The organism is Prochlorococcus marinus str. MIT 9314 (assembly GCF_000760035.1).
Taxonomy (GTDB): Bacteria; Cyanobacteriota; Cyanobacteriia; order PCC-6307; family Cyanobiaceae; genus Prochlorococcus_A; species Prochlorococcus_A marinus_B.
Genome location: NZ_JNAO01000012.1, coordinates 102286 through 119391, shown reverse-complemented (window position 1 = coordinate 119391; position 17106 = coordinate 102286). Strand labels below are relative to the sequence as shown.

General features: G+C 34.4%; 17 protein-coding genes, 1 tRNA gene, 1 other RNA gene and 1 riboswitch. Of the genes, 11 read left to right on the top strand and 8 right to left on the bottom strand.

Going from position 1 to position 17106, the window contains the following annotated elements; genetic code table 11:
* The first annotated feature begins 2 nt into the window (after positions 1–2).
* Positions 3–248 (top strand): hypothetical protein, encoded by a 246-nt coding sequence (locus EU98_RS02470; RefSeq protein ID WP_032516125.1) that lies wholly within the window; start codon positions 3–5, stop codon positions 246–248.
* A gap of 27 nt (positions 249–275) precedes the next feature.
* Here EU98_RS02470 and smpB read toward each other — a convergent pair whose 3' ends face one another.
* Entirely contained in the window at positions 276–770 is a 495-nt protein-coding gene (smpB, locus tag EU98_RS02475) for an SsrA-binding protein SmpB (protein ID WP_032516124.1), read from the bottom strand.
* Between the two features lie 52 nt (positions 771–822).
* Between smpB and ruvB the strand changes: the two genes are divergently transcribed.
* The 4 genes from ruvB (at position 823) to thiC (ending at position 5624) form a co-directional block, all read left to right on the top strand.
* Entirely contained in the window at positions 823–1881 is a 1059-nt protein-coding gene (ruvB, locus tag EU98_RS02480; protein WP_032516123.1) for a Holliday junction branch migration DNA helicase RuvB, read from the top strand.
* Complete coding sequence (locus tag EU98_RS02485) at positions 1868–2656, top strand: tetratricopeptide repeat protein (RefSeq protein ID WP_032516230.1); 789 nt, start codon at positions 1868–1870, stop codon at positions 2654–2656. The genes ruvB and EU98_RS02485 overlap by 14 nt, the downstream gene beginning before the upstream one ends.
* 3 nt (positions 2657–2659) lie before the next feature.
* Positions 2660–3844 carry an amidohydrolase gene (locus tag EU98_RS02490; RefSeq protein WP_032516122.1) on the top strand — a complete coding sequence of 395 codons (1185 nt, stop codon included), beginning with the start codon at positions 2660–2662 and terminating at the stop codon, positions 3842–3844.
* A gap of 276 nt (positions 3845–4120) precedes the next feature.
* Positions 4121–4218, top strand: a riboswitch (TPP riboswitch).
* A gap of 35 nt (positions 4219–4253) precedes the next feature.
* Positions 4254–5624: a phosphomethylpyrimidine synthase ThiC gene (gene thiC / locus EU98_RS02495; RefSeq protein ID WP_032516120.1), complete on the top strand. Its 1371-nt coding sequence runs from the start codon at positions 4254–4256 to the stop codon at positions 5622–5624.
* Positions 5625–5638: 14 nt separating this feature from the next.
* On the opposite strand, the gene tkt is transcribed toward thiC, so the two are convergent.
* Genes tkt through acpP form a run of 3 tightly spaced genes read right to left on the bottom strand, consistent with a single transcriptional unit; the run spans position 5639 to position 9179 of the window.
* The gene (gene tkt, locus EU98_RS02500) at positions 5639–7645 is read right to left on the bottom strand and encodes a transketolase (protein ID WP_032516119.1); all 2007 of its coding nucleotides are present in this window, start codon (positions 7643–7645) and stop codon (positions 5639–5641) included.
* Between the two features lie 43 nt (positions 7646–7688).
* Positions 7689–8933: a beta-ketoacyl-ACP synthase II gene (gene fabF, locus EU98_RS02505; RefSeq protein ID WP_032516118.1), complete on the bottom strand. Its 1245-nt coding sequence runs from the start codon at positions 8931–8933 to the stop codon at positions 7689–7691.
* A gap of 6 nt (positions 8934–8939) precedes the next feature.
* Positions 8940–9179, bottom strand: a complete 240-nt coding sequence (gene acpP / locus EU98_RS02510) for an acyl carrier protein (RefSeq protein ID WP_002808065.1) — start codon at positions 9177–9179, stop codon at positions 8940–8942.
* Positions 9180–9312: 133 nt separating this feature from the next.
* Here acpP and psaC point away from each other — a divergent pair, with 133 nt between their 5' ends.
* On the top strand, positions 9313–9558 hold the full coding sequence (gene psaC, locus EU98_RS0109090) for a photosystem I iron-sulfur center protein PsaC (RefSeq protein WP_007099573.1): 246 nt from the start codon (positions 9313–9315) through the stop codon (positions 9556–9558).
* An 80-nt stretch (positions 9559–9638) separates the two neighbouring features.
* On the top strand, positions 9639–11534 hold the full coding sequence (gene glmS / locus EU98_RS02515) for a glutamine--fructose-6-phosphate transaminase (isomerizing) (RefSeq protein WP_032516117.1): 1896 nt from the start codon (positions 9639–9641) through the stop codon (positions 11532–11534).
* A gap of 32 nt (positions 11535–11566) precedes the next feature.
* On the opposite strand, the gene rimM is transcribed toward glmS, so the two are convergent.
* Positions 11567–12106, bottom strand: coding sequence for a ribosome maturation factor RimM (gene rimM, locus EU98_RS02520; protein WP_032516116.1), 540 nt, complete (start codon positions 12104–12106; stop codon positions 11567–11569).
* 24 nt (positions 12107–12130) lie between these two features.
* Between rimM and EU98_RS02525 the strand changes: the two genes are divergently transcribed.
* Positions 12131–12316, top strand: coding sequence for an NAD(P)H dehydrogenase subunit NdhS (locus EU98_RS02525; RefSeq protein ID WP_032516115.1), 186 nt, complete (start codon positions 12131–12133; stop codon positions 12314–12316).
* Between the two features lie 2 nt (positions 12317–12318).
* On the opposite strand, the gene EU98_RS02530 is transcribed toward EU98_RS02525, so the two are convergent.
* Both EU98_RS02530 and rnpB read right to left on the bottom strand, forming a co-directional pair.
* Positions 12319–13068: a ribonuclease III family protein gene (locus EU98_RS02530; protein WP_032516114.1), complete on the bottom strand. Its 750-nt coding sequence runs from the start codon at positions 13066–13068 to the stop codon at positions 12319–12321.
* Between the two features lie 21 nt (positions 13069–13089).
* Positions 13090–13472, bottom strand: an RNA gene (gene rnpB, locus EU98_RS09360) — RNase P RNA component class A.
* 38 nt (positions 13473–13510) lie between these two features.
* Here rnpB and EU98_RS02535 point away from each other — a divergent pair.
* From EU98_RS02535 to EU98_RS02545, 3 genes are all read left to right on the top strand, one after another.
* Positions 13511–13584: transfer RNA gene (locus tag EU98_RS02535), tRNA-Arg, on the top strand.
* 77 nt (positions 13585–13661) lie between these two features.
* Positions 13662–13994 carry a hypothetical protein gene (locus EU98_RS02540; RefSeq protein ID WP_011377237.1) on the top strand — a complete coding sequence of 111 codons (333 nt, stop codon included), beginning with the start codon at positions 13662–13664 and terminating at the stop codon, positions 13992–13994.
* 31 nt (positions 13995–14025) lie between these two features.
* Positions 14026–14481, top strand: a complete 456-nt coding sequence (locus EU98_RS02545; RefSeq protein ID WP_032516113.1) for a hypothetical protein — start codon at positions 14026–14028, stop codon at positions 14479–14481.
* On the opposite strand, the gene EU98_RS02550 is transcribed toward EU98_RS02545, so the two are convergent.
* Positions 14474–17020: a glycogen/starch/alpha-glucan phosphorylase gene (locus EU98_RS02550; RefSeq protein WP_032516112.1), complete on the bottom strand. Its 2547-nt coding sequence runs from the start codon at positions 17018–17020 to the stop codon at positions 14474–14476. The genes EU98_RS02545 and EU98_RS02550 overlap by 8 nt on opposite strands.
* Positions 17021–17106: the final 86 nt, after the last annotated feature.

The window sequence follows — 17106 nt, the reverse complement described above, 5'->3', positions numbered from 1 at the left end:
AAATGAGTGGTGAACGTGTTGGTTTCCGTTTCAAACACGCGGATGCAGTAGTTAAAAGAAATCCTCAAGGCCGATCAAGAAGAGGATGGGTTATTGAACCAGTAGAGCAAACTACAAGTAGGGGTACAAAGATGCCTGCATACAAAATTCGCTGGAGAGATAGTGAGAGGCCTGAAACTGTATTACAGCATATGTTAATCGCAGATCCAGATCCTTCCCCACCTCCAAGTACAGTCATTTTAGATTGATAGATTCAATAATTCTGCACAATATTTTTATCTTTTTATTGCAGAGTAGATTTCTTTTTTTATACTTTTTTGTTTTTCTTCTTGCCGTTTGTCATATAATTTTTTCCCTTTGCCGACTCCAATAGTTAGTTTTATCCATGAGCCTTTTAAATAAAGAGATAATGGAACTATAGTCATTCCTTTTTTTTCAGTATTAGATTTCATTTTTATTATTTCTTTTTTATGTAATAGCAACTTTCTATTTCTTAATGGATCATGATTAAAGAAAGACCCCACATTTTTATGTGGTGAAATGTGAACATTTAATAACAAGATCTCCCCATCTCTGAATGAACAGTATCCGTCTCTTAAATTTGCTTTCCCATTTCTAATGGACTTTACTTCAGTACCTAAAAGCTCAATTCCAGCTTCGATTGTTTCAGATATTGCATATTGAAATTTTGCATATCTATTCTCGGCTAGAAGTTTAAAATTATTTGTTTTATTAGTATTACTTTTAACTTTGTTTGAATTTTTTGTCATTTTAGTTTTAAAAAATCTTTCTAATCAGAACAATTGCAATTAACCTTTCATTATGGCAATTATTTCTTCTAATATAGGCAATAATGACTTTTCTCCTCGTAAAAAAGAGCTTCGGCTAGTTGATTCAAAAATCATTCCAGAAGAAAAGAGAAATAATAATCTAAACTTAGCCCGACCTCTCACCTTTAATGAATTTATTGGCCAAGAACAACTTAAATCCTCTTTAAGAATATCTATAGATGCTTCAATTTTAAGAAAAGAACCTTTGGAGCATACTCTTTTATATGGACAGCCTGGACTAGGTAAGACTTCTCTTGCTTTTTTGATAGCACATGAATTGAATACAAAATGTAGGATAGCGACTGCTACAGCAATTGAAAGACCAAGAGATATTGTTGGTTTACTTCTTGGATTAAAAGAAGGTGAAGTTTTATTTATTGATGAGATACATCGTTTAAATAGGTTAACTGAAGAATTGTTATATTCCGCAATGGAAGATTTCAGACTTGACTTAACTATGGGGGCTAATAGAGGTGCCCGTTGTAGAACAATTAATCTTCCTAGGTTTACTCTGATTGGCGCTACAACTAAATTAGCCTCAATAAGTGCACCTCTTAGAGATAGATTTGGTATATCTCAAAAAATTGAATTTTATACACATGATGAATTAAAACAAATTATTGTTAATTTCTCCCGATTAATAAACCTCAATTTAGATGATGAAGCATCTTATGATTTAGCAAAGATATCTCGAGGGACTCCAAGAATTGCCTTAAGATTATTAAGACGAGTTAGAGATTATGCTCAAGTTGTTATGAAAACTAATAAGATTTCCGTAAATTTAATAAAAAAAGCTTTAAACTCTTTCCAAATAGACGAAAAAGGATTGGATTCTTTAGATAGACACTATTTATCTTTTCTTAACCAAAACAATAACACTCCAACTGGCCTTGATTCAATTGCAGCTGGCTTGGGTGATGATTCTTCAATGTTAGAATTTGTAGTTGAGCCTTATCTCATCAAAATTGGTTTCCTCACGAGAACTCCTCGAGGAAGATTGCTTACTGCTTTAGGGAAAAAGTACATTGATTCAAAAAATGATAACTTTTAAAAACGTTAAGGTTTATTTTTTATTAACTTTTATTTTTTTGAATATTTTTTATATTGCACCATGCTATTCAATATCTTTGAGAGAGGATTTGTTTAAAAATGCATTAGATCTAAGTTCAAGCGGAAAATTTAATCTCGCTTTGCAAGAGTGGAATCAATATCTAGATTCTTATCCTGATGATGCTGCCGGTTTTAGCAATAGAGGAAATGTAAGACTTGTTATAGGAGATGAAAAGGGAGCAATAGATGACCAAAATAAGGCAATAAGTTTAAATCCCAGTGAAATAGATCCTTACATTAACAGGGGGATAGCAGAGGAAGCATTGGGTTTATGGTCACAAGCGAAAAAAGATTATATGTTCGTTATTTCGCAAGACAGTAAAAATTTTTCTGCATTATATAATCTGGCAAATGTAGAAGGATCTACATCACATTGGGATGCAGCAAGAGATTTATTTTCAAAAGCTGCTTTATATAATCCTGGATTTGCCATGGCTAGGTCAAGTTTGGCATTAGCAGATTTCCAGTTGGGGAATATTGATGAATCTGAAAAAGAATTAAAAAAATTAATTAGACGTTACCCAACTTTTGCAGATGCTAGGGCAGCTTTAACAGCTTTGAATTGGTCTCAGGGTGAATCTGGAAAAGCAGAGAGTAATTGGATAGCGGTAACTGAATTAGATCCTAGATATAGTGATGAAGAATGGTTAGAAAAAATAAGAAGATGGCCTCCACAACCAATTAAAGATTTGATGAACTTTATCGATTTAAAATAAGTAATGAATGCAGATCAGTTTCATAAAAAAATTGATTCGATTAATGATGAATTAATTAACTTAAGAAGACATATCCATGCACATCCGGAATTAAGTGGACTTGAAAATCAAACAGCGATCTTGATCAGTGGTTTTCTAAAAAATATTGGTTGGAATGTTAAAGAATCTATAGGTAGGACTGGAGTTATAGCAGATTTTGGTCCTCTAGACAAAGGCATTATTGGTTTAAGAGTAGATATGGATGCTTTGCCAATATTTGAGGAAACTAAATTAAGTTTTTCTTCAAAAGTAGATGGTGTTATGCATGCCTGTGGTCACGATTTGCACATCGCGATTGGATTGGGTGTGGCAAAAATTATTAAGGATTTAAAACTAAATTTTGGGACTCGGATAATTTTTCAGCCTGCTGAAGAAATTGCAAGTGGAGCTAGATGGATGATTAAGGATGGTGCAACTAATGGGCTAACACATATTTTGGGAGTTCATGTATACCCTGATTTATCCGTAGGGACTATTGGGATTAAAGAGGGAAGTTTAACTGCAGCTGCTGGAGAACTTAAGGTTGAGATTAAAGGAAAATCAGGCCATGGTGCTCGGCCTCATGAAGGAGTTGATGCTATTTGGGTGGCTTCTAAAGTTATCTCGGGAATTCAAGAATCCATAACACGGAAGTTAGACCCTTTAGATCCTCTAGTAGTAACTTTTGGAAAAATAAATGGTGGTAATGCATTCAATGTTCTTGCAGAACAGGTTAATTTAATTGGTACTGTTAGATGCACTAATCGTAAATTATTTACTAATATTGGGAATTGGCTCAATGAAAATATTACTTCTTTAGCTAAAAGTTGCGGAGCTGAGGCAAAAGTAATATTTAGAGAAATCACTCCTGCAGTTAATAATAATTCAGAAATTAATAGAGTCCTCAGAGATTCGGGAATTAAGGTTTTAGGTCAAGAAAATGTTATTGAATTACAAAAACCATCATTAGGAGCTGAGGATTTCGCTGAATTCTTAAATGATATTCCAGGAGCTATGTTTAGGCTTGGTGTTTCTAGTTCAAATGGGTGTGCTCCTCTTCATAGTTCTAAATTTGATCCGGATGAAAGAGCTATTGCTATTGGGATTAAAGTGATAACAGAATCCATAGTAAAGTTAAATAATGAAAAAATTAATACTATTGCTACATGAAAGTTAATAAAAGATTTATCTTATCTTTTGTGGCTCCCTTAATGATCTTCATATCTGCTATGGGATTAATATTTAAAAACAATTCTAGGAAGATTTTTTATTTACCGATTGGATTAATGGGGGTTGTAATTATTTTGGAAAGGGGTATTAGTAGACAATTGGATAGAAAAAATATTTTAAAAAAGATAAAGTCTCATCAAAAAGTTAAATAAAATTATTTTTATTTATTTTCATGCAATAAAAGATGACTATTTTTTAGAAAAGAGCTATTAATAAGATTAAGACTAGGGGTGCTAAAAATTTAACTTAGCTGAGATCATACCCTTTGAACCTGAATCATTAATTTTGATGCAGGGAAGTGGAGATATGATCAAACTTTAGTAATAACATTTTTAAAAATTACGAAATTATGAGAAGTTCTTGGATTAAGCCCCGCCTTGGAAAAGACAATGTAACTCAGATGAACTTTGCGAGAAACGGTCATATTACTGAAGAAATGGATTTTGTTGCTAAAAAAGAGAATCTACCTTCTTCTTTAATAATGGAGGAAGTAGCAAGAGGAAGATTAATTATTCCAGCTAATATTAATCATTTGAATCTTGAACCAATGTCTATAGGTATTGCTTCTAGATGCAAAGTTAATGCCAATATTGGTGCTTCGCCTAATGCAAGTGATATCAATGAAGAAGTAGAAAAGCTAAAACTAGCTGTTAAATATGGTGCTGATACGGTTATGGATCTTTCTACAGGAGGAGTAAATTTAGATGAAGTGCGGCAAGCAATTATTCAAGAATCTCCTGTTCCTATAGGAACTGTTCCTGTTTATCAAGCTTTAGAAAGTGTACATGGTTCAATAGATAGACTAACAGAAGACGATTTTCTTCATATTATTGAAAAACATTGTCAGCAGGGCGTAGATTATCAAACTATTCATGCTGGTCTTTTAATAGAGCATTTGCCAAAAGTTAAAGGAAGAATTACTGGAATTGTCAGTAGAGGGGGAGGTATTTTAGCTCAATGGATGTTGCATCATTTTAAGCAAAATCCTCTCTATACAAGGTTTGACGATATTTGTGAGATTTTTAAGAAATATGATTGTACTTTTTCTTTGGGAGATTCACTAAGGCCTGGATGTTTGCATGATGCTTCTGATGATGCTCAGCTAGCTGAATTGAAGACCTTAGGCGAGCTTACTCGAAGAGCATGGGAACATAATGTTCAAGTAATGGTTGAGGGTCCTGGTCATGTACCTATGGACCAAATTGAGTTTAATGTGAGAAAGCAAATGGAAGAATGTTCAGAAGCTCCTTTCTATGTACTTGGACCATTGGTAACAGATATTTCTCCTGGTTATGACCATATATCAAGTGCTATTGGGGCGGCTATGGCAGGGTGGTATGGAACTTCTATGTTATGTTATGTAACCCCAAAAGAACATTTAGGTCTCCCAAATGCAGAAGACGTACGCGAAGGATTAATTGCTTATAAAATAGCTGCTCACGCTGCTGACATAGCAAGACATAGAGCTGGTGCGCGTGATCGAGATGATGAACTTAGTCATGCAAGGTATAACTTTGATTGGAATAAGCAATTCGACCTTTCATTAGATCCAGAAAGGGCAAAGCAGTATCATGATGAAACACTACCTGAAGAAATCTTTAAAAAGGCCGAGTTTTGTTCAATGTGTGGGCCAAAACATTGTCCTATGAATTCAAAGATTTCAGACGAATCTCTAGATCAGTTAAAAGATAAACTTGAAGAATGTAATACTACAGCGTAATTATCAGTTATTAGTTATAGAATTTCCTTCGTCTTATTAACTACGTTTTCGACTGTAAATCCAAAATTTTTCATACATTCTCCACCTGGTGCTGATGCACCAAACCTATCCATAGTAATACAAATTCCTTCAAAACCTGTATACTTATGCCAACCAAATGAATGGGCAGCTTCTACTACAACTCTCTTTTTCACACTACAAGGTAAAACACTTTCTTTGTAAGATTCTTCTTGCTCTTCAAAAAGTTCTACACAAGGCATAGAAACAACTCTGACTTTTTTACCTAAGCTTGAAATTTCCTTGCTTGCTTCAATGCAAAGATTAAGTTCGCTTCCAGTACCAATAAATATGAGATCTGGTGTTCCTTCGCAATCGGAAACTATGTATCCTCCTAGAGCCACTTTGTCGATCGAAGTATTTTCTTGATTTGGCATGCCTTGTCTACTTAAACAAAGGGCAGAAGGTCTTTTTCGATTTTGAATTGCTAGCTTATAAGCTCCACTTGTTTCATTTCCATCACCTGGCCTGAAAACTAGCATGTTAGGCATGGCACGAAGAGAGGGGATAGTTTCAATAGGTTGATGTGTTGGCCCGTCTTCTCCTACACCAATTGAATCATGAGTTAATACATAGATCACTCCTAATTCGCTGAGTGCTGAAAGCCTCATTGAACCTCTCATGTAATCGGCGAAAACAAGAAAGGTTCCACCGTAAGGGATAAGACCGCTATTATGATAGGCGATACCATTTAGGACGGCTGCCATAGCATGCTCTCTTACCCCAAAATGTAAATATCTTTTTTCGGGACTATGAGGCTGGAATGATCCTGTTTCTCCCTTGATATCTGTGTAATTAGAGTGAGTTAAATCTGCAGATCCACCAATTAATTCAGGCAGGTTAGGTCCTAATGCACCTAAACAAATTTGTGAATGCTTTCTAGTGGCTAACCCTTTATCATCAGGTGTATATGAGGGGAGATCTGAGTCCCAATTCTCAGGTAATTGGCCTTTTAACATTCTGTTTAACTCGGCTCCTTCGGTAGGATATTTTTTTTGATATTCTTCAAATTTAGAATCCCATTCTTTCTCTAAATTCTCACCTTTGTTTATTGATTTTCTAAAATGCGCATATACTTCATTTGGTATTTCAAATGGAGGATATTCCCAATTAAGAAAATCTCTAGTTAATGCAGCTTCTTCTTCTCCAACAGCTGCTCCATGAATTCCAGCAGTATCTGATTTATTAGGCGAACCATAACCTATGGTTGTAGAAATTTTTATAATTGAAGGCTTGTCTGTTATTAATTTTGCTTTTTCGATAGCTTCAGTTATTCCTTTAACATCATGATTTCCATCTTCAACATGTTGTACATGCCATCCATAAGCTTCGTATCTTTTTAAGACATCTTCGGTAAAAGAAACGTCGGTTCGCCCATCAATTGTAATTTGATTATCGTCATAGAGTGCAATTAATTTTCCAAGTTTAAGATGACCAGCTAATGAGCATGCTTCTGATGCAATGCCTTCTTGATTACAGCCATCACCCATTATTACGTACGTATAGTGATCAACAATATTGCAATCAGGCTTATTAAATTTAGCTGCTAAGTGTGTTTCAGCTATTGCTAAACCAACTGCATTCGAAATTCCAGCTCCAAGAGGTCCGGCAGTAACTTCAACACCTTCAGTTTCGAATGTTTCTGGATGTCCAGGAGTTTTTGATCCCCATTGCCTAAATTCTTTAATATCTTCTATGGAAACTGATTTATATCCTGTCAAATGAAGCAAGGAATATAACAGCATACAGCCATGACCAGCTGATAATACAAAACGGTCTCTATTAAACCATTTTGGGTTATTGGGGTTGTGATTAAGTATGTTTTGCCATAATGCATAACCCATAGGAGCACATCCCATTGGCAATCCAGGATGTCCACTATTAGATTTATTTACTGCATCTACAGCAAGCATTCTTATACTATTTACACAAAGTGATTCTAATGAAACAGATGCAGCGACCATTGTTTTAAAATAAGTTAAGTTGGAAATACAGAATTGGGTGTCTTCAATTCATTTTGCTGAAAGCAAGGCAAACGTTGTGACCACCAAAGCCGAAAGAATTAGAAAGAGCAACTCCTACTTGAGCTTCTCTTGCATTATTTGGTACATAATCAAGATCACATTCCGGATCTGGATTAACGTAGTTAATTGTAGGAGGGATAAAATTATGTGTCAAAGAAAGTATACAAGCTACAGCTTCTATACCTCCTGAACCTCCTAAGAGATGACCTGTCATCGACTTAGTAGAGCTTACAGGAATGAGGTAAGATCTGTCTCTAAAAATAGATTTAATTGCAGAAGTTTCATTTTTGTCATTAGCTGATGTACTTGTTCCATGAGCATTTATGTAATCAACTTTTTCAAGGCTAAGACAAGCGTCTTCAATTGCTAAGTTGATAGCTTCGGCTCCTCCAATCCCTCCTGGAGATGGAGCAGTTATATGATGAGCATCACATGTTGTTCCATATCCAATTATTTCTGCATAAATTCTTGCATTCCTTTTTTGTGCATTTTCTAAAGTTTCTAAAACAAGAATTCCAGATCCCTCTCCAATAACAAATCCATCTCTTTCTGCATCAAAAGGTCTGCTAGCAGTTTGAGGGCTTTCATTTCTAGAAGAAAGAGCTTTGGCGCTGGCAAAACCAGCTACTCCGAGAGGTGTAATACTTGCTTCTGCTCCCCCACAGATCATTGCATCTGCTTTTCCAAGTTGGAGTAATCTAAAAGAATCACCAATTGCATTTGAACCGGCAGCGCAAGCGGTGGATACAGAAGAACTTGGTCCTTTCGCACCCAAAGCGATTGCAGCCAAGCCAGTGGCCATGTTTGGAATCATCATTGGGACTGTAAATGGACTTACTCTTTTAGGCCCTTTATGACTCAATGTTTGAGCTTGACTTTCCATAGTTAGTAAGCCTCCAACACCAGAACCAATAATCACTCCAATTCTTGATGCATTAGATTCAGTAATTTCAAGTCCAGAATCATTAAAGGCTTGCTTTGCAGCAATAACTCCAAATTGGGAAAAACGATCCCACCTTTTGGATTCTTTAGCTTCAATAAAATTTTCAGATTGAAGATTTTTTACTTCTGCAGCAAATTTGCAAGGATGTTGTTCAGGATCAAAGAGAGTAATATCTGAAACCCCATTACTACCTGCTTGAAGACCTACTAAATATTCATCAATGTTATTACCAATTGGAGTTACTGCTCCGATACCAGTAATAACTACTCGATGGAAATTTGGCATCCTATACTAACCTTTTTTTTCTTCGATGAATTTTACTGCATCGCCAACAGTTGCTATTCCTTCAGCTGCTTCATCAGGAATTTCAATATCAAAAGCTTCTTCAAGAGCCATTACTAATTCAACAGTATCTAGAGAATCTGCACCTAAATCATTTTGGAAATTTGAATCTGATTTGACTTCTCCTGCTTCAACGCTTAATTGTTCTGAAACAATAGAACAGACTTTTTCGAGGATTTCTTGTGACATAGTTTATGGAAATTACTAATTATCTATATGATTTTATGCCCTAGAGTTAACAAGAGTGAAGCATATCTTAATTTTTTTAATTTCTTTGTAAGACAATAGTATTATAAAACGAGGTTCAAAAGACAATTTTTACATGTCACACGCAGTTAAAATTTATGACACTTGCATTGGTTGTACCCAATGTGTAAGGGCTTGCCCACTTGATGTTTTAGAGATGGTTCCTTGGGACGGCTGTAAAGCTGGCCAAATAGCTTCATCTCCTAGAACAGAAGATTGTGTAGGTTGCAAAAGATGTGAAACGGCATGTCCCACAGATTTCTTAAGTATTCGTGTTTATTTAGGAGATGAGACTTCTAGGAGTATGGGATTAGCATATTAATTTTTATAGTGCAGTTTTAAGAGAGTCCATGTTTTAGTAAATACGTATTTTATTTCAATATAATTGAAAAAAAAATTCGTATGTGTGGAATAGTTGCTGTAACTGGGTATAAAAAAGCTTTACCATTATTAATTAATGGTTTAGAAAAACTTGAATACAGAGGTTATGATTCTGCAGGTATTGCAATAATAAATTCCGAAACAAATTGTATTTCTTGTAATAAAGCAGAAGGAAAACTCAAGAATTTAATAAGTAATCTAAATAATCATAATATTCCTGGAACTGTGGGTATAGGTCATACCAGATGGGCAACTCATGGAAAGCCTGAGGTTAAAAATGCACATCCTCATACTGATAGTTCAGGAAATATAGCAGTTGTTCAAAATGGAATTATTGAAAATTTTCAAGATTTAAAAAATAAATTAGAGCAAGAGGGCATTATTTTTAATTCTGATACAGATACTGAGGTGATTCCTCATCTAATTCAAAGAGAGTTAAATACATTAAGTAAACTTAATCTTGAGAATAATGGGTCAACATTATTAGTAGCTGTGAGAAATGTATTATCGGATTTAGAAGGATCTTATGCTTTAGCTGTTTTATGGTCTGGTGCTCCAACCTCTTTGGTCGTTGCAAGAAGACAAGCGCCCTTGATAATTGGTTTGGGTGAAGGAGAATTTATTTGTGCTAGTGATACTCCAGCCATTGCAAACTTTACAAATATTATTTTGCCTATGGAGGATGAAGAAATAGCTTTGTTGACTCCGCTTGGAATTGAAATATATGACTCAAGTAACGAGAGGCAATATAGAAATCCGGTTTCTTTAAAAGTTTCAGAGCAAATAATGGATAAAATGCATTTTAAACACTATATGTTAAAAGAGATATATGATCAGCCACAGACTGCAAAAAACTGGTTGGAAACTTATTTAATTAAGAACTCAGATAATGGTCAATATCAAATCAATTATCCATTTGATACAGAATTTTTTGAATCAATAGAAAGAATTGAAATCATTGCTTGCGGTACAAGTAAACATGCTGCAATGGTGGGTAGCTTTTTATTTGAACAATTTTCAGGGATCCCTACAAATGTCTTTTATGCAAGCGAATTTCGATATTCACCACCTCCACTATTGCCAAATACGTTAACTATTGGAGTCACTCAATCCGGAGAAACTGCTGATACAATTGCGGCTATCGATATGGAAATTAAAAGACGTTCTTCAATTGAAAATAAAAAATTTAAACCCAACCTTATTGCAATAACAAATAGAAAAGAGAGTTCCATAGGAAGGCAGATCTCAAATATAATTGATATCTGTGCAGGAATAGAAGTTGGAGTTGCAGCAACAAAAACTTTTTTTGCTCAATTACTTTCTTTTTATGGATTAGCTATTAAATTTGCTCAAATTAAAGGTAATCAAAGTCCTGATGAAATAGGTAAATTAATAGACGAACTTATAAAACTTCCGCCATTACTTGAAGATCTCTTAGAGAAACATAATAAATCTTCAGAAAAGCTAGCACATGACTTTTTTAATATTAAAGATGTTATTTTTTTAGGAAGAGGAATAAATTATCCTATTGCTCTTGAAGGCGCGTTGAAACTTAAAGAAATTAGTTACATTCATGCAGCTGGATATCCTGCTGGTGAAATGAAACATGGTCCAATAGCTTTATTAGATAAAAAAGTACCTGTAATTTCTATTGCCTCCCCTGGTGAGGTTTTTGATAAAGTTATCAGTAATGCTCAAGAAGCAAAAGCTAGAGATTCATATTTGATTGGGATTGCTCCTGAATGTAATGGAACTGAAATCTTTGATTATTTGATGAAAGTTCCTTCCTCTAATGAATGGATTTCACCTTTACTTAATATATTGCCTTTACAATTATTGAGTTACCATATTGCAGCTCATAGGGGACTTGACGTTGATCAACCAAGAAATTTAGCTAAAAGTGTAACTGTTGAATAAATAAGTTTCTTAAAATTTTTTATTTTTTTGATTTATAGCTCTAAAAGTCCATTTGGAGGATCGATGATTAGAAAATTATTCTTTATATCTACTAATGGGACTATTTCTTTAACAAAAGGTATGAGAACTTTTTTTTGATTTTTAAATAGTTCAATAACAAGCAAATTATTTTTTTCATTTTCTAAATTGATAACTTTTCCAATTTTTTTTAATTCATCATTTTCTAAAGTCTTGACCTCGAGATTTACAAGTTCTAACAAGTGGAATTCTTCCTTTTTTAGTTTGGGTAGTGTATCAGCTTTTACAAGAATTTTAAATTTTTTCAGTTGCTCTGCATGATTTCTTGTATTTATTCCTTGAAACTTAACTATGAAGGTTTCTTTACCGGGCTGTTTGAAACCAGATATAAGTTCTATTTTTGAAGGAAGTTCATTTTCTTTTTGCAACCATCTAATTCCCGGTTTTAAAAATCTTTCTTCAAAATCACTTAGAGATTTAACTTTTACCTGTCCATTAATTCCATGACATGATGTTATCAATCCAACTGTCAACCATTCATTTTTAATTATCATATATTGTATTAGAAAGAGTGTTTTATGGAATTTTCTACTAAACCCATACTCCCCGGATCTTTTGTTGTTGTAAAAGACAACAATTCTATCTATAAAGGATATAAAGGTTTTGTACAAAGAGTTACAAAAAAAAGAGCAGCGGTTCTTTTTGAGGGAGGTAATTGGGATAAACTCATAACTTTTCAGCTAACCAATTTAGAAATAGTTTAAAATTAGATCTTACCCATAGTAATAAATTTTTCTAGCAAAACTCTAGCTGCATTTGTTTCTGCTTGTTTATGGGACTTGCCGAATGCATATGATTCTTTTAATCCTTCGATAAATATATCGCAAGAGAATCTTTTAGGATCCCCATTTTTCTTTGAGACTTCAATTATTTTATAGACTGGTAAATCCAAACCTTTACTTTGACACCACTCTTGCAATACTGTTTTAGATTTGAATTTATATGGAGCTTTTAAAAATATTTCTGAATCTTCTTCCCAAATATCATCTAACCAAAGATTTACTTCCTCAATGGAATTAAAACACTTGTAAACAGCACCGATTAAAGCTTCTGTAGCTTCACCAATAATAGTATTTTTTGAATTTTCATCACCAATAGCTTTAGGTCCTTTAATTATTAATTTTTCTATATGAATTTTTTCCCCTAATTTAGTTAACCATTCATCACTTACAATTTGCGATCTTAGCTCTGATCTTTCTCCTACACTCATTTGAGGATATTTTTTTTCAATAAAATTAGAAGCCGCTAATCTGAGGACTGCATCTCCAAAAAATTCTAGTTTTTCATAATTTAATATTTTGTCCTCCGAAGAGTGGATAAATGCTTGATTAAAATTTTGAATAATTGAAATATTTTGAGTTCTAATTATTTCAGAAAATCTTTTTGATTTAATATTTAAAGACTTTAAAAAAGTAGTTATTTGATTAATCCTCTTTGCGTTAATTATTTTTGTCATCTGATTTGAATAATCACAACAATTAGAAAGCAGGTCATAAGCCGGGTTCTGTTCACCTTAATTAATAAGATGGGCAATCATCTATCTAGGACTGGAATTACTTCAAAGTCTCAAGCGGCGCTTAAAAGTAGATTATTTAATGGTCATAAATCTACTAAGCCTTGCTCCCAGCCGGGGTTTACCTAGCCAACACTTCTCAATGTTGCTGGTGCGCTCTTACCACACCCTTGCACCCTTGCCATACATAAAGTATTAGGCGGTATGTTTCTGTGGCACTATCCTCACGGTTGCCCGCACTGGGAATTACCCAGCAAGCCTGACCATGTGGGAGCCCGGACTTTCCTCAAGAAAGTTTTATTTTGTTTCCAAAATAAAACTTTCTTGCGATTGCCTCTCCTGCTTTCATTTAGCATAATGCTTAATGCTCAAAAAATCATCTATTGGGGCTGTAGCTCAGCAGGATAGAGCAACGGTTTCCTAAACCGTAGGTCGTGGGTTCGACTCCCGCCAGTCCCGTAAAATAAAAAACTATATGTAGTATGTGTGCAAACTTGCTACTCTCTAGCTAGCGTGTAGTTAGTAATAAATCTTTTATGGCTAAGTTGCACGATATGCGTTTGAAGCTCTTAATTCAACAAGAGCATGAACGCATTTCTAAATCCCAACCGAATGATTTAGATCTTTCAATAGTTCAAGCAAGATGCCTTTGCTGGCTTGCGCTATTGGCGGAAGCTCACGAAGATCAAGCAAATGATGCAGAAAAAAGAGGCGATGCCGAGCAAGCAATGGGATGGTTTGCTGATTCTATGAGATTAAGAGATGTTATTAATTTGGTTACTAGTATTGAGATACCTTTGCCAGATAGTCCGGATTCACTCGATGAAAATGACGAATTATTGGATGGTCCTACAATTTTGCCCAAATAATGAGATGATATAGAAAGAATTATTTTTTCTTTTGACTGAAGAACCATGTCAATGCTCTGATTGTCAGAGATTTTATAAAGAACATGATCGTCTAATTAGAGAATTTCCTACTTTTAAGCAGCAACAAGAATTGAATTGGGCATCTATTCAATCGTTCAGAACTCTTTGTACCAAGGTAACTGATGAGTTGCAGAGACAATTATCTGAAAGAGAATCCAATGAAGATAATAGTTCAAAGGAAAAACATATTTCTGATATAGATATTACTGAAGCTTTAGATGAACTAGAAAGTGTTAATGCATATTTATATTCAATTGAAGCATTAATGGAAAGAATATTTGATACAAAAATTTCAAACAATATTGAATCAAAATTTAAAGAAATTGCAAATGAATTAGCCCCAGACCCATTAAATATGGATAGATTAATCTTGAATAGATTATTTCATCAAACCCCAGATTCACCAGATAAGAAAAATATTAATTAGTTAATTCTTCGACGTCGCAAGTAATTTCAACTGGCATTGGAGATACTTTCCAAATAGATTTACAGTATTCTCTAATAGATCTATCTGAAGAAAAATATCCTGACCTAGCAGTATTTAATAATGCCATTTTATTCCAAGATTTTTTATTATTCCAGCATTCACTGACCACATCCTGCTTATTTAAGTAATCTTCAAAGTCAGCCATAACAAAAAATGGGTCATGGCCTGTAAGGCTATTTAGTAAAGGTTTAAATAATTCTTTATCCCCATTGCTAAAGTGGCCAATTTCAATAAGGCGTATAACCTCTTTGAGTTCTGGACATTGATCAATAAAAGTTTTGGGAGAGTAGTTATTATTTTTTAAGCCCATAATTTCGCTTTCAGTCTTACCAAAAAGAAAGAAATTCTCTTTTTTCACAAGATCTCTTAATTCCACATTCGCTCCATCTAAGGTTCCAATCGTTAACGCTCCATTCATGGCAAATTTCATATTTCCAGTTCCAGATGCTTCTTTTCCAGCAGTTGAGATTTGTTCTGAAAGATCCGTTGCAGGATAAACTATTTCACCAAGTTTAACGTTATAGTCTGGTAGAAAAACAACTCTTAATAAACCATCCATATCTGGATCAGAATTTACTACATCAGCAATACCATTAATGAATCTAATCATTAGCTTTGCCATAAAGTAACCCGGCGCAGCTTTGCCTCCAAATATTATTGTTCTTGGGACTTCATACTTGTTTGTACCATTTTTGATTCTTAAATATTGGGCAATAATTTGTAGGGCGTTTAAATGTTGCCTTTTATATTGATGAATTCTTTTAACTTGAACATCAAATAAACTTGATGGATCTACCAGTATTCCAGTTTTTGAATGGATAAAGCTGGCTAATTTTCTTTTGCCATTTAGTTTGGTTTCCTCAAATTTTTGTAAAAAAATGTTGTCATCTTTTTTTTCTTCTAACTTTTTAAGAAGTTCCATATTTGTTATCCAGTTTGGACCAACTTCTTCTTCAAGAAGGTTAGATAATGATGGGTTAGATAAGGCTACCCATCTCCTTGGAGTAACTCCATTAGTTACATTTGTAAATTTTTCAGGCCATAGAGCTGCGAATTCAGGCAGAAGTTGTCTTTTGATTAGATCTGAGTGGAGAGCTGCGACACCATTTATATGATGGGCTCCAATAGTAGCTAAGTGAGCCATACGAACTGATTTCGTGCCTTCTTCATCAATTATTGAGAGTTTTTGAAGGATTTTGTCATCACCGGGATAACGTAGTCTTAATTGTTGCAGAAATCTCCAATTAATTTCATAAATAATTTCTAAATGTCTAGGAAGAAGATCATTAAATAAATTTAAATCCCATTTTTCTAAAGCTTCTGGCAGTAATGTGTGGTTGGTATATGCAACTGAGGAAGTTGTGATGTTCCAAGCTTTATCCCAACCTATTTGATATTGGTCAATAAGAAGTCTCATTAATTCTGCAACAGCTATGGCAGGATGTGTATCATTTAATTGGACTGTCCAATGCTTAGGGAATTCTGTTATTGGTATTGATCTTTTCTCAAGGCTTCTCAGCATATCCTGAAGAGAACAGCTTACGAAGAAGTGTTGTTGTTTGAGTCTTAATCTTCTACCTTCGTCTGTTCCATCATTTGGATATAGAACTTTTGAAAGAGTTTCAGAGGCAACTTTTTCTTCTACTGCTCCATAGTAATCACCAATATTGAAAGCATAAAAGTCAAAACTTTCTGTTGCATCAGCTCTCCATAGTCTTAATCTGTCACATGTATTTACCCTATACCCTAAAACTGGAACATCATGGGGGACACCTATTGCATGTTCAGAAGGTATCCATCTTGATCTGTAGTTTCCTTTATCGTCTCTATAATTTTCAGTTCTTCCTCCAAAGCCAACAAAACATGATTCATCAGGTTGTGGAAGTTCCCAAGGCCATCCACCTTTTAGCCATTTGTCAGTAACTTCAACTTGCCAACCATCTCTGATTAATTGATTGAATATACCAAATTCATAGCGAATACCATAACCAATTGCTGGAACTTGAAGAGATGCTAATGACTCCATATAACATGCAGCAAGTCTACCAAGACCGCCATTACCTAAACCAGGCTCTTCCTCTACTTCTAGTATTGTTGATAAAGATTCAATACCAAATCTTTTTAATGCATCTTCAGCTTCTTGAGTTATGCCAAGATTGAGGAGGTTATTACTTAATTGAGGACCTATTAAAAATTCTGCTGATAAGTAAGCTACCGTTTTTTGTGGTTTTTTTCTGATGACCTCTTGGCTGGCTAAGTATCTTGTCATTAGCCTATCTTTAACTGCGTAACTCAAAGCCATATATAAGTCGTGTGGACTCGCAGAGGTTGCTAACTTTCCAAGAGTGTAGAAAAGATGGGCTGTCATTCCTTGAAAAACAGCATCTGAATCCATCCCAGCTTTCTCAGGATCTAAATAGCAGCCTGGTGTAGGCAAGCGCAGATCGAAGGGTTTGTTGGAATTCATTGGATTAGCCATATAACAGACAATAGCCATTTTTTAGAAAATTTCTTTGTTGTAACTTCAGATCCACACTTGTTGAGTATTTTTGCTTTTTTCTTACA

Coding starts and splice junctions, on each gene's coding strand:
- smpB (WP_032516124.1), bottom strand. CDS start 770: ATGACAAAAAATTCAAACAAAGTTAAAAGTAATACTAATAAAACAAAT.
- EU98_RS02525 (WP_032516115.1), top strand. CDS start 12,131: ATGGAATTTTCTACTAAACCCATACTCCCCGGATCTTTTGTTGTTGTA.
- ruvB (WP_032516123.1), top strand. CDS start 823: ATGGCAATTATTTCTTCTAATATAGGCAATAATGACTTTTCTCCTCGT.
- EU98_RS02550 (WP_032516112.1), bottom strand. CDS start 17,020: ATGGCTAATCCAATGAATTCCAACAAACCCTTCGATCTGCGCTTGCCT.
- EU98_RS02530 (WP_032516114.1), bottom strand. CDS start 13,068: ATGACAAAAATAATTAACGCAAAGAGGATTAATCAAATAACTACTTTT.
- EU98_RS02485 (WP_032516230.1), top strand. CDS start 1,868: ATGATAACTTTTAAAAACGTTAAGGTTTATTTTTTATTAACTTTTATT.
- glmS (WP_032516117.1), top strand. CDS start 9,639: ATGTGTGGAATAGTTGCTGTAACTGGGTATAAAAAAGCTTTACCATTA.
- tkt (WP_032516119.1), bottom strand. CDS start 7,645: ATGGTCGCTGCATCTGTTTCATTAGAATCACTTTGTGTAAATAGTATA.
- fabF (WP_032516118.1), bottom strand. CDS start 8,933: ATGCCAAATTTCCATCGAGTAGTTATTACTGGTATCGGAGCAGTAACT.
- thiC (WP_032516120.1), top strand. CDS start 4,254: ATGAGAAGTTCTTGGATTAAGCCCCGCCTTGGAAAAGACAATGTAACT.
- EU98_RS02490 (WP_032516122.1), top strand. CDS start 2,660: ATGAATGCAGATCAGTTTCATAAAAAAATTGATTCGATTAATGATGAA.
- rimM (WP_032516116.1), bottom strand. CDS start 12,106: ATGATAATTAAAAATGAATGGTTGACAGTTGGATTGATAACATCATGT.
- EU98_RS02540 (WP_011377237.1), top strand. CDS start 13,662: ATGGCTAAGTTGCACGATATGCGTTTGAAGCTCTTAATTCAACAAGAG.
- acpP (WP_002808065.1), bottom strand. CDS start 9,179: ATGTCACAAGAAATCCTCGAAAAAGTCTGTTCTATTGTTTCAGAACAA.
- EU98_RS02470 (WP_032516125.1), top strand. CDS start 3: ATGAGTGGTGAACGTGTTGGTTTCCGTTTCAAACACGCGGATGCAGTA.
- psaC (WP_007099573.1), top strand. CDS start 9,313: ATGTCACACGCAGTTAAAATTTATGACACTTGCATTGGTTGTACCCAA.